The sequence below is a fragment of the Lachnoanaerobaculum sp. OBRC5-5 genome (assembly GCF_000296385.1).
Classification (GTDB): Bacteria; Bacillota; Clostridia; order Lachnospirales; family Lachnospiraceae; genus Lachnoanaerobaculum.
Genome location: NZ_JH815185.1, coordinates 1868232 through 1881149, shown reverse-complemented (window position 1 = coordinate 1881149; position 12918 = coordinate 1868232). Strand labels below are relative to the sequence as shown.

General features: G+C 37.2%; 12 protein-coding genes and 1 pseudogene. All 13 read left to right on the top strand.

Features of this window, described 5'->3' with window-relative positions; all coding sequences use genetic code 11:
* Positions 1-292 precede the first annotated feature (292 nt).
* Complete coding sequence (locus HMPREF1135_RS08900; RefSeq protein WP_007594373.1) at positions 293-1717, top strand: RNA-binding domain-containing protein; 1425 nt, start codon at positions 293-295, stop codon at positions 1715-1717.
* A 177-nt stretch (positions 1718-1894) separates the two neighbouring features.
* On the top strand, positions 1895-2077 hold the full coding sequence (locus HMPREF1135_RS08895; RefSeq protein ID WP_007594371.1) for a hypothetical protein: 183 nt from the start codon (positions 1895-1897) through the stop codon (positions 2075-2077).
* Between the two features lie 42 nt (positions 2078-2119).
* Positions 2120-2320 (top strand): helix-turn-helix domain-containing protein, encoded by a 201-nt coding sequence (locus tag HMPREF1135_RS08890; protein WP_007594365.1) that lies wholly within the window; start codon positions 2120-2122, stop codon positions 2318-2320.
* A 162-nt stretch (positions 2321-2482) separates the two neighbouring features.
* Positions 2483-3523 carry an N-acetyl-gamma-glutamyl-phosphate reductase gene (gene argC, locus HMPREF1135_RS08885; RefSeq protein ID WP_007594364.1) on the top strand — a complete coding sequence of 347 codons (1041 nt, stop codon included), beginning with the start codon at positions 2483-2485 and terminating at the stop codon, positions 3521-3523.
* Positions 3490-3981, top strand: coding sequence for a GNAT family N-acetyltransferase (locus HMPREF1135_RS08880; RefSeq protein ID WP_051007202.1), 492 nt, complete (start codon positions 3490-3492; stop codon positions 3979-3981). The genes argC and HMPREF1135_RS08880 overlap by 34 nt, the downstream gene beginning before the upstream one ends.
* Before the next feature lie 69 nt (positions 3982-4050).
* Positions 4051-5277: a bifunctional ornithine acetyltransferase/N-acetylglutamate synthase gene (gene argJ / locus HMPREF1135_RS08875; RefSeq protein ID WP_007594362.1), complete on the top strand. Its 1227-nt coding sequence runs from the start codon at positions 4051-4053 to the stop codon at positions 5275-5277.
* An 11-nt stretch (positions 5278-5288) separates the two neighbouring features.
* A pseudogene (gene argB, locus HMPREF1135_RS08870) lies at positions 5289-6155 on the top strand (acetylglutamate kinase).
* Positions 6152-7339 (top strand): aspartate aminotransferase family protein, encoded by a 1188-nt coding sequence (locus HMPREF1135_RS08865; RefSeq protein WP_007594359.1) that lies wholly within the window; start codon positions 6152-6154, stop codon positions 7337-7339. The pseudogene argB and the gene HMPREF1135_RS08865 overlap by 4 nt, the downstream one beginning before the upstream one ends.
* A gap of 14 nt (positions 7340-7353) precedes the next feature.
* Complete coding sequence (gene glnA, locus HMPREF1135_RS08860; RefSeq protein ID WP_007594358.1) at positions 7354-8658, top strand: type I glutamate--ammonia ligase; 1305 nt, start codon at positions 7354-7356, stop codon at positions 8656-8658.
* A gap of 42 nt (positions 8659-8700) precedes the next feature.
* Positions 8701-9252 (top strand): ANTAR domain-containing response regulator, encoded by a 552-nt coding sequence (locus tag HMPREF1135_RS08855; protein ID WP_007594356.1) that lies wholly within the window; start codon positions 8701-8703, stop codon positions 9250-9252.
* An 18-nt stretch (positions 9253-9270) separates the two neighbouring features.
* On the top strand, positions 9271-10074 hold the full coding sequence (gene dapF / locus HMPREF1135_RS08850; protein WP_007594354.1) for a diaminopimelate epimerase: 804 nt from the start codon (positions 9271-9273) through the stop codon (positions 10072-10074).
* A 326-nt stretch (positions 10075-10400) separates the two neighbouring features.
* Positions 10401-11489 carry a PucR family transcriptional regulator gene (locus HMPREF1135_RS08845; RefSeq protein ID WP_007594353.1) on the top strand — a complete coding sequence of 363 codons (1089 nt, stop codon included), beginning with the start codon at positions 10401-10403 and terminating at the stop codon, positions 11487-11489.
* Positions 11490-11592: 103 nt separating this feature from the next.
* Positions 11593-12918 (top strand): S41 family peptidase, encoded by a 1326-nt coding sequence (locus HMPREF1135_RS08840; protein WP_007594351.1) that lies wholly within the window; start codon positions 11593-11595, stop codon positions 12916-12918.

The window sequence follows — 12918 nt, the reverse complement described above, 5'->3', positions numbered from 1 at the left end:
AGTTACTGATGAACCTCTTAGTTAATCATAAGGTTTATCTCATGAGTTATCACAGATGGTTTCGATAATCAAACAGGGCAACTATATGAGGATAACTCCAAGTTTTTAAAAAAGAGGTATGAACTCAAAGAAAACTTCAAAATAGAGGTGATACGTGAAAATGTGTTACATGTGCTTATTCACTTATTAATATTCATAAGTGAAATGTAGTAGTTTTGTTACATTGTATGGTCTATCACCATTGTGATATAATCTAATATATGTAGTAGTAAATTGTCGGGAGTAAAATAATATGAATAGCACATTGATTTCAAAAATTGATGAACTTAGACAATATGATACGGAACGTGAGTGGTTTGAGTTTAAAGAAAATTGGAATGATCCGAGGGAATTGGGAGAATACATATCCGCAATTTCAAATAGTTCAGCCTATGAAGGTAGGGAGTGTGGATACTTTATATGGGGGATTCATGATAAGACGCATGAACCGGTTGGAACTAAATTCGATCCGAATCAAGATGTGAAAGGAGAGCCTTTAAAGCACTTTCTAGCCAGACAAATATATCCTGATGTTAATTTCCACTTTGAAGAAATTTATTTAGGGGATAAGAGAGTGGTTGTATTGGTTATTCCGGCAGCTAAGACAATACCTACTTCTTTTTCGGAAGAGAGATATATAAGAATCGGATCAAGCAAGGAAAAGCTGAGAAAGTATCCGGAAAAAGAATCTTTTTTATTTTCTATTTTGAGAACCGGATTTCCAACAATAGAGAATACAGCAAGTGAGTATCAAGAACTATCTTTTGAAAAGCTGATAATTTATTATGGAGCAAAGGGAATAAAACTGAATACCACACAATATAAAAAGAACCTGGGATTATATACACCGGATGGTAAGTATAATATTATGGCACAGCTGCTATCAGATAATTCACATATTCCTGTTAGAGTGGCTATATTCTCAGGAAAAAGTAAATCTGACAATATGTATTCAGTACGTGAATTCGGATTTCAGTGCTTGTTATATACATTAGATGAAATATTAAGATATGGGGATGTGTTAAACATTATACAAGCAGATGAGGCGGATAGAGTTGTGGAAAGGAAAGAAGTGCCTCTATTTGATAAAGATGCTTTTAGAGAAGCTATAATTAATGCCTTCTTACACAATAAGTGGGTAGAAATGAATGAACCCATGGTAACGATTTACTCTGACAGGATGGAGATTTTATCAAGAGGAACAATACCACAGGGACAGACTGTAGAAGGATTCTTTTTAGGTGAGTCCATTCCTGTTAATAAAAAATTGTCTGAGATTTTTTTACAACTGCATATCAGTGAGAAGACAGGTAGAGGTGTTCCTAAAATTACAGAGAAATATGGAAAAGAAGCATTTGAATTCAGAGAAAACTCTATTATAGTAAAGATTCCTTTTAATTGGATTAATACTATGTATGATAAAGAGGGTAATAAAGAGGGTAATAAAGAGGGTAATAAAGAGGGTAATAAAGTTGTAAGTTATTCAGATTTAAATGAAACACAGAAGGTTATTCTTCAAGAAATAAAAAACAACCCCAATATTACAAAGAGAGAGATTCAAGAAAAAATAGGTAAAGGAAAGACTGCAGTAGATCGTGGGATTTCCAATTTAAAAGAAAAAGGGTATATAGAACATATCGGTTCAAATAGAACGGGGTATTGGAAAATACTTATATAAAAGTATTTGTAATAAGTTTTTAAGTAACCTGATATTGAGTTTTTATCTTAGCTATATTAATGATAATAAATGATTTTATCATTAAGTATCGGAAGCTTTGGAACTTGATAACTTTTGGACTGATTTTATAAATAAGTGTAAATAAAATACTTTATAGTTAAAGGAATAAAGACAATAATGGCACAAAATAGTTTAAGAATTGATGATGCAAGGGTAAACACAGAGAGACGAATACCGTTCGAAGTATCGACGGATCCTTTTTACAGTAAAGAGAATATGGATGAATTGGTGCGGAGAGTTGCCAATATTCGCACAGGAAAAAGTGTGTTAAAAGAACATGACTTAATAGGAGAAAAATGATGTGAAAAATATGATTTTAAGTATGTTAAGGAGGGTAATAAGATGACGGATGCAATGAAGGAGTTATACGACATATTTAAAGAAGAATCTAAAGACAAGTGGATAAAAGAGGGTAAAAAAGAAGGGGCTATAAATACATTACTTATGCTTGTAAAAGATGGAATAATTTCAGTAGAAGATGCTGCAAAACGAGCAAATCTAAGCGTAAGCACATTTCAAAAATATTTGAATAAAAAAATGTAAATGCTTTATTAAGGCTTAAGACAATGAGGACACTGTAAGAGGTGTCCTTTTTTGTTCAAAAAATTTTTATGCACGAAACCTTGATTTTATTCATAAAAAGTGTATAATTATGAAACTATAAAAGTAATTATAACAAAGTGGGAAAGGAAGAGAGGTGTTTTTATGATAAAGGTAGGTATTGTCGGAGCTACAGGATATGCAGGAGCCGAGCTTATTAGACTGTTGTTACAAAGAGATGATGTGAAAATAGTCGGATTCGGTTCAAAGAGCTTTGCAGGCGAGAGTTACTCGAAGGTATTTAGAAGTATGTATAAATATGCAGATGAAATCTGCGAAAACGACAATGTCTTTGAACTGTCAAAGAAAGCGGACATTATATTTACGGCTACACCTCAAGGCTTTCTGGCTGAGAATATAAATGATGAGGTACTTTCAAATGCCAAGATAATAGATCTTTCGGCGGACTTCAGAATAAAAGATGTGGATGTATATGAAAAGTGGTATAAGCTTGAGCACAAGTCAAAAAATCTTATAAAAGAGGCTGTATACGGCCTGCCTGAGCTTTACCGTGAAGATATAAAGAAAGCAAGGCTGATTGCAAATCCCGGTTGTTATCCGACCTGTTCGATACTTTCGTTGCAGCCGCTGTTAAAGCATAAGCTGATAGATAAAAACAGCATTATAATAGATGCAAAGTCGGGAACTTCGGGAGCCGGAAGAAGTGCGAAGGTTGACAACCTTTTTTGTGAAGTAAATGAAAATATGAAGGCCTACGGAATCGGAAGCCACAGACATATGCCTGAAATAGAAGCTCAACTTTCAAAGGCGGCAGGAGAAGATATTGTGATTAGTTTTACACCTCATCTGGTTCCTATGATGAGAGGAATTCTGGTGACTGCATATGCCGCATTGAAGTCGGGAGTAAGTGAAGAAGATATAAAAAATGCCTATGAGAGCGAGTATGCAAATGAGAAGTTTATAAGGCTTCTTAGGAAAAATGAGAATGCAGAAACAAGATTTGTTAAGGGAAGCAATTTTGTGGATATAGGCTATGTAACAGATAAGAGGACAAACAGGATAGTGGTGACCGGTGCCATTGACAACCTTATAAAGGGGGCTGCAGGTCAGGCCATCCAGAATATGAATTTAATGTTTGGGATAGATGAAGAATGTGGATTAAAAAGTTTACCGATGTCAATATGATGAAAAAAGATATAGAAATAAGGACAATGAAAATAGAGGACTATACTGAGGTGATGGCGCTTTGGAAAAGTATAAAGGGCTTCAGAATCAGGGCGGTTGATGATGATTTTGAACATATAAAAAGATTTCTTGACAGAAATAAGGGGCTTAGTGTTGTGGCCGTAAAGAATAATCAAATAGTCGGAACCATACTTTCAGGTCATGACGGCAGGCAGGCATCGTTTTACCATGTATGTGTGGATTCAAAATGCAGAGGAGAAAATATAGCGGCAAAGATGGTAAAGGAAGCTATAGAGAGGGTAAATGCCGAAGGAATAAGTAAGATAACTCTTATAGCATTCAAGCAAAATCTTGCAGGAAATATTTTTTGGAAGAGTCAAAACTGGAAGCAAAATAAGGATATAAACAGCTATGAGCTTGTACTGAATGAGGAAAATATTTCAAGTATCGTAGCATAACCGGCTATACAAGGCTTAAAGCTTGGCATAAAGAGTATATTTAATCTTAACAATATATAAGGAGAATGTATGAAGATAATAAAAGGCGGAATATGTGCACCGAAGGGATTTTTTGCAAGTGCAACCGAGGCGAATATAAAATATAAAAACAGAACCGATATGGCCATGTTTTTTTCAAAAGTTCCGGCAATATCTGCAGGAACATATACTACAAATCTTGTAAAGGCGGCACCTGTACTCTGGGACAGAAAAATAACGGACAGTGAAACTTATGTGAATGCAATAGTTATAAATTCAGGTATTGCAAATACCTGCACCAAGGATGAGGGTATGGAGCATTGTAAGCAGAGCGCAAAGAAGGCTGCATCCGAACTTGGAGTCAAAGAAGATTCAATACTTTTGGCATCCACAGGTGTCATCGGTATGCAGCTTCCTATAGAAAAGATTTGCGCCGGAATAGAATCGCTTTCAAATTCTTTGGAGCAGAGCGAAAAGGCTGCCAATGAAGCCGCAAAGGCCATAATGACTACGGATACCGTTTCAAAGGAAATCGCGATAGAGTTTGAAATATCCGGAAAGACGGTAAAGATGGGTGCTATGTGTAAGGGTTCGGGGATGATACATCCGAATATGTGCACGATGCTCGGATTTATCACAACAGATGTGAATATTTCAAAAGAGCTTTTATTAAAGGCGCTTAGAGAAGATGTGGTGGATACCTTCAATATGGTGAGTGTAGACGGTGATACATCCACAAACGATTCTCTTATAATACTTGCAAACGGACTTGCGGATAATGAAAAGATAGCCTGTGAAAGCAGTGAGGAATACAAGGTATTTAAGAGCAATCTGAATTTCGTTACAACCGCTCTTTCAAAGATGATTGCAGGAGACGGTGAGGGAGCCACAGCGCTTTTTGAAGTGGTGGTAGAGGGAGCAAAGACTAAGGAGACTGCAAGAACTTTGGCAAAATCTGTAGTTACCTCATCACTTACAAAGGCGGCAATATTCGGACATGATGCCAACTGGGGAAGAATTCTTTGTGCGCTTGGATACAGTGGCGAAAAGTTTGATCCCGACAATATGGAGCTTTACTTTGAGAGTGAAAACGGAAAGATTTTGATATATAAGGACGGTGTATCTGTAGGCTTTGATGAAGAAAAAGCAACCAAGATATTATCTGCAAAGGAAGTCAGAGCTTTGGTAAAGCTGAATATGGGAGATTTTAGTGCAACGGCATGGGGATGTGATTTGACATTTGACTATGTAAAAATAAATGCGGACTACAGAAGCTAGAGAGGTGTTTTATGGATAAATTACTTGAAAAGGCGGGAACTCTTATTGAAGCACTGCCGTATATACAGGCGTTTAATAAAAAGATAGTGGTTGTAAAGTATGGTGGTTCCGCAATGCTTGATGAGAACTTAAAGAAAAAGGTAATACAGGATATCGTGCTGTTAAAACTTGTAGGTATGCAGCCTGTTATAGTCCACGGAGGAGGCAAGGAGATTTCCAAATGGCTTGAAAAAGTAAATATTGAACCTCATTTTGTAAACGGGTTAAGATTTACAGATGATGCAACCATGGAAGTTGTGGAAATGGTACTTAATAAAGTGAATAAAGAGCTGGTACAGATGATAGGAGAGCTTGGAATGAAGGCTGTAGGTATCAGCGGAAAGGACGGCTCGCTCTTGCATTGCCATAAAAAGGAAGTGGACGGAGAGGACATAGGTCTGGTCGGAGAAGTGAGTGAGGTAAACCCCGATATTATTTTTGACCTTTTGGAAAAAGATTTTTTACCTGTTATATGCCCTGTAGGTTTTGATAAGGAGTATACAAGCTACAATGTAAATGCTGACGATGCGGCATGTGCTGTTGCAAAGGCACTGAAGGCCGAGAAACTGGCATTTCTTACGGATGTTTAAGGTGTATACAAAGACTTTAATGATAAGAGCAGCCTGATAGAAAAGATAAGTATAAGCGAGATTGAAAAACTTATAGAAAACGGACAGATGGGCGGAGGTATGCTGCCGAAGCTTTCAAACTGTGTGGATGCGGTGAAAAACGGAGTAAACAGGGTGACGATTGCAGACGGCAGGGTTGCGCATTGCCTTTTGCTTGAAATGTTTACAAACAAAGGTATAGGTACCATGATAGTAGGAGATCAGTTATGAAGATGAAAGATTCAATAGATTGCGCCGAGCAATTATTATTAAAGACATATAACAGGTATCAGGTTGTTTTTGACCACGGTGACGGAATAAAGCTTTTTGATACCGACGGAAATGAATATCTGGATTTTTTTGCCGGTATTGCTGTGCAGGGACTGGGATATAATTATAAAGGAGTGAATGAAGCCCTGAAGGATCAGGCTGATAAGCTTTGGCATATATCAAACTATTTTTATAATGTGCCGGTTATAGAGGCGGGACAAAAGCTTCTTGAAATAAGCCAAATGGAAAAGGTGTTTTTTACAAACTCAGGTACCGAGGCTATAGAGGGTGCGATAAAGATTGCAAAAAAATACGGTACAAAGACAGGCGGCAGATTTGAAATAATTGCTATGGAAGGAAGCTTTCACGGCAGAAGCCTCGGAGCGCTTTCTGTAACGGGAAATGAGCATTACAGAGAGGATTTTTATCCGCTGATTCCGGGAGTAAAATTTGCAAAATATAATGATATAGAGTCTGTAAAAAATCTTGTTAGTGACAAAACCTGTGCTATAATACTTGAGACGGTACAGGGTGAGGGTGGAATTCATCCTGCAACTAAAGAGTTTCTTGAAGGTATCAAAAAGCTTACGGATGAACATGATTTGATATTGATTTTGGATGAGATTCAATGTGGAATGGGAAGAACAGGACAGTATTTTGCCTGGCAGGAATACGGCATCAAGCCTGATGTTATGACGGTAGCAAAGGCACTTGGTAACGGTGTGCCTATAGGTGCCTTTTTGACATCGGGTAAGGCAAGCGGTGTACTAAAGCCGGGAGACCACGGTTCTACATATGGAGGAAATCCTTTGGTATGTGCGGTGGCATCCAAGGTGCTGGATATCTTTAAGGAAGACGACATAACAGGAAATGTAAAAGCAGTGGGAGATTATCTCAAAGAAAAACTTGAGGGTATGGTAGAGGAATATCCTTTTATAATGGAAGTCAGAGGAAAGGGATTGCTTCTCGGTATGGAGTTTGACAGACCTGTGGCCGATATTATAAAGTATGCGCTCCTTGATGAGAAAATGGTACTTATCAATGCCGGAAGCAATGTTTTGAGATTTATTCCGCCGCTTATTATTTCAAAAGAAGATGTTGATGATGCACTCGAAAGGTTAAAAAGGGTGCTTAATAAGTTTTAAAGAAAAGGTGAGCGATGACGAAGGAAGAGATTTTTGCCATAGTTGAAGAGGAAGATGTAGAATTTATCAGATTGCAGTTTACCGATATTTTCGGAACTTTGAAAAATATCGCAATAACTGCAAGCCAGCTTGAGGATGCGCTTGAAAATAAAATTCTGTTTGACGGTTCAAGTGTGAAGGGATTTGCACCTATAGAAGATTCGGATTTGTATTTGCATCCGGATCTTTCCACGTTTTGTATATTTCCATGGAGACCGCAGCAGGGTAAGGTTGCAAGATTTATCTGCAATATTCACAGAACGAACGGAAGCATTTTTGAAGCTGACCCGAGGGCGGTATTACTTGATGCATATGATAAAGCAAGGCAGTTAGGACTTAATATATTTATTGAAGCCGAGTGCGAATTCTTTTTGCTTAACACTGATGATAAAGGTGAAGTGAGTTTGAATGTAAAGGAAAAGGCCAGCTATTTTGATATCGGCCCTCTTGATATGTCTGAAAATATCAGAAGAGATATTGTGCTGACTTTGGAAGAGATGGGTATAAAGATAAAGTCTTCACATCATGAGATAGCAAAGGCACAGCATGAGATAGATTTTACGGATCAGGATGCGCTAAAATGTGCCGATGCCATTCAGACATTCAGAATGGCGGTAAAAACTTTGGCAAAAAGACATGGTCTCAGTGCTTCCTTTATGCCGAAACTTTTTGAGAATGAAAACGGAAGCGGAATGCATTTTAAAATATCCGCTTTTGACGATAACGGAAAAAATATATTTGAAGATAATGCAAGGCTAAGTTCAAAGGCAAAATCAACAATTGCGGGAATTCTTCATCATGCAAGGGAATTATCACTTATAAATAATCCTTTGGTAAATTCTTATAAGAGATTGAAGCCGAATTTTGATGCACCGGTCTATGTGTCGTGGAGCTCAAATTCAAACAGAAGTGCTCTTCTTAGAATACCGACAGAAAGAAACAATCAGATAAAACTTGAACTTAGAAGCCCGGATTCCGCTACAAATCCGTATCTTTGTATTGCGATGCTTATATATTCAATACTGGACGGGATTGAAAACAATATGGAGCTTGAAGATGCCATTAATGAAAATATGTACTCGGGAAAAAATTATAATATTAAAAAGCTTCCGGATACATTAAGTGAGGCAATAGATGAATTTGAAAATTCAAATTTTGTGAAGGAAAAACTTGGAGCTCAAATATTTGATGAGTACATAGAGGCAAAGAAAATCGAGTGGAACGAATTTAACAATGCTATAACAGACTGGGAGATTAAGAAATATCTGGAAAGATTCTAGTAAAGAACTTTTTCAGTTTTTAATCAAGGAGAAAGGACAGTAATGTCAGATATAATCATTGCATTTCCAAATCCTAGTGACAGCAAGGTTTTGAGGTCGATTTTGATAAAAAACGGATATTCTATTGTCGGAGTGGTGGCATCAGGTGCTCAGGCAATAAATCTGTCTGACGATATTGATTATGGCATTGTGGTCTGTGCTTATCAGCTTAATGATATGCAATATATGGAGCTTAAGGAGAATATGAATGAAACCTGCGAGCTTTTGCTGGTGTGTTCACCCGGTAAGCTTGATGAAAACCCGGATGAAGATATAAACTTTTTACCGATGCCTTTTAAAGTAATAGAACTGGTAAAAAAGGTGAGTGAAATATCGGATAAACTTTATTATGAGAGAAAAAGAAAGAAAAAGCAGGAAGAGCGTGGCAGCAAGAATTTTATGGCTATACAAAAAGCCAAGGAACTTTTGATAAAGTATAAAAATATGACTGAGCCTGAGGCACATAAATATTTGCAGATCAGCAGTATGAAAAACGGAGAAACCATTATCAATACGGCAAAAAAGATTTGTTTGTTATATGGTGGTAAGGAATAAATATAGATGGAGAATTTTATGAAGTTTGTAAAAATGCAGGGAGCGGGAAACGACTATGTATATGTGGACTGCTTCAAGGAAAAGGTGGAAAATCCAAGTGAGGTTGCTATAAAGGTAAGTGACAGACATTTCGGTATCGGCAGTGACGGTCTGATACTTTTATGCCCTTCAGATATAGCGGATGTAAAGATGGATATGTACAATGCCGACGGAAGTAGGGGGCTTATGTGTGGAAACGGCTCAAGATGTGTGGCAAAATATGTATACGACCATGGCTATGTGAAGTCTGAAAAGTTTACCATGGAAACAGGCGCAGGCATTAAGTACATTGAAGTGGAACCAAAAGACGGTGTTGCCGAATATATTAATGTAAATATGGGCAAGGCAAAAATTACATCGGATTTTCCTGAGAAGATATTGATAAACGGTGAAGAGAAAGAGTTTATAGGAGTGGATATAGGAAATCCGCACGCCGTATATTATGTAGATTCTTTGAAAGAACTTAAAGAGATGAATCTTGAAAATGTCGGCGAGTACTATGAGAAACATGAGAGATTTCCGCAAAAGGTAAATTCCGAATTTATCTATATAGAAGACAGAAAGAATATTCATATGAGAGTATGGGAGAGAGGATCCGGAGAAACTCTTGCCTGCGGCACGGGAGCATGTGCAAGTGCGTTTGCCACAATGAAAAGAGGATTATGTGAAACTACCGTAAGAGTTCACCTGCTTGGAGGAAATCTTGACATCAGTCTTGTCGGTGATGAGATATATATGAGAGGTAAGGCCGAGTATGTATTTACCGGTGAAATAAACTTTTAAAGTTTTTATATAATATCTACAATAAGTGAAAACGGCACATGACGTTCTTTATAGATATGGTAAATTTTTAATAGAACACTCGTATACCCTATTATGTATGGGCAAAATTACATAAACAAATTAAAAAAATCGTATTTCCTATTGATTTACTTGTGATAATGCATTATTATTTATGTGAAACTTGTTAATATCTGCTATCAGGTATTTAGAGCAGATCGGATTCGAAAATTAATTGTTGTCAAATATGACGGCTGATTAATGACTGTCTCATTCTGATTTTTGTATGAGATGGTAGAGAAAAGTAATAGAGTAAAGGAGATAATTATATGATCTCAAACCAGATTCTTCAAAATACCATAGATGGTTTAAAGAGTATTACGAGAACAGAACTTTGTGTTTGTGACATTGAGGGTAAGGTTTTAGCAACAACTTTTGCCGAGGCCGATACTTACGGATTACAGGTAAGTACATTTGCGAGTTCTCTCGCAGACTCTCAGGCAATAGGAGGATTCCAGTTTTTTAAGATTTTTGATGAGCATCAGCTTGAGTATGTTCTTATGGTTGAGGGAACAACCGATGACACCTATATGGTGGGAAGAATGGCATCATTCCAGGTAGAGAACCTTCTTATAGCGTATAAGGAGAGATTTGATAAAGACAACTTTATAAAGAATCTCTTGCTTGACAATTTGCTGCTTGTAGATATCTACAACAGAGCAAAGAAATTACATATCGAGACTACTGTAAGAAGAGTGGTATATATCATTGAAACAAAGAATGAGAGAGATGTATCAAGCCTTGAAGCTGTAAAAGCTCTTTTTGCATCAAGAAATAAGGACTTTGTTACGGCTGTTGATGAGAGAGATATCATTCTTGTAAAAGAGATGAAGGAAGGATCTGCATACGAGGATTTGGACAGGGTGGCAAGATCTGTTATAGATGAGCTTAATTCTATCGGAATCTTGAACGTTACAGTTGCTTACGGAACTATAGTAAATGAGATCAAAGAGGTGTCAAAGTCTTATAAAGAAGCTAAGATGGCACTTGATGTAGGTAAGATATTCTATGCTGCAGAGAACATTGTTGCATATTCAAGACTTGGAATAGGAAGACTTATTTATCAGTTACCTATACCTCTTTGCAAGATGTTTATCAAGGAGATATTTGACGGAAAGAATCCTGAGGATCTTGATGAAGAGACACTTACTACAATCAACAAATTCTTTGAAAACAGTCTGAATGTATCCGAAACATCAAGACAGCTCTTTATCCATAGAAATACTTTGGTATATCGTTTGGATAAGCTTCAAAAGAGTACAGGACTTGACCTTAGAATGTTTGAGGATGCAATCACCTTTAAGATCGCATTGATGGTTGTAAAGTATATGTCATACATGGATAAACTCGGCTACTAAGTTTGAAAATAAAATTTAATAAATTAGTATATGGGGAGATTTATATCTCCCCTTTATTTTTAATGTGTGATATAGTAGGGGATAGAGAAAATGGAGGTGTTATATGTTTGAGCATCGTGAAATAGATGACTATGAGAAATATATCAATGAAAGACAACAAGGAAGAGCCGGTGCAAACGGTTCCGGCCTAAGAGATGATAGGAATCGGGAAAGAAATCAAAAAAGAAAAGGGAGAATGAACGGGGTTATAGGATTTATTCTGGGAATCATGACATCGTTTGTTTTGGTATATGTAGGATTTGCTTTTGCATTCAATAACGGAAATGTACTTTCGCTGTTTTTAAAGAGAAACAGTAAGCTGGACTATAAAAAAATAGAAGAAAAGACATCGGTTTTACAAAATATCATAGACAGGTATTTTCTGTTTGATGAAGATATGACAAAGTTGGAAGACGGTATTTACGCCGGAATGATGAACGGACTTGGAGATCCTTATACGGTATATTATACAAAGGAGGAATACAAGGCGCTCAATGAAGATACCGAGGGTAAGTACTCAGGTATTGGTGCCGTGGTTTCACAAAATCCGAATACCAAGATTATCACCATTGTAAAGATATTTGATAACAGTCCGGCAAATGATGCGGGGCTTCAGGTCGGAGATATTATCTATAAAATAGACGGTGAAGAAGTTGCCGGAACGGATATGGATATACTTGTAAAGACCAAAATCAGAGGTGAAGAGGGCACAAGTTTTAAAATGACAGTCCTCAGAGGTGATGAAAGAAAAGAAGTTGAACTTGACCTTACAAGAAGATCTATAGAGGTGGAGACCGTAGCAGGTAAAATGCTTGATAACAATATCGGCTATATAGCTGTAAGTCAGTTTGATGCGGTTACCTCGGAGCAGTTTAAATCAAATATAGAGTCGTTGCAGTCACAGGGAATGACAAAGCTGATAGTGGACCTTCGTGGAAACCCGGGAGGATTGCTTGATCAGGTGGTGGATATGCTTGATTATATACTGCCTGACGGATTGGTTTTATATACGGAAGACAAGTACGGAAAAAGAGAGGAGTATTATTCTGACGGAAGTCATGAGTTGAAGATTCCTATGGTTGTACTTGTAAATGAGAACTCGGCATCCGCATCGGAAGTTTTTACAGCCACATTCAGAGACTTTGAGTGGGGTACAGTGGTAGGAAAAACCACATTCGGTAAGGGTATAGTACAAAATGTACTTCCGCTTGGAGACGGTACGGCAGTTAAAATTACTACACAGCATTACTATCCTCCGTCAGGTTATGACTTACATAAGGTAGGAATAAAGCCTGATTTAGAGGTGGATTTAAATGAAGGTGCAAAGATAGGAACTGATTCCGACAATCAGCTTAGTGCTGCTATTGATATATTAAAGAATGAGGAATAA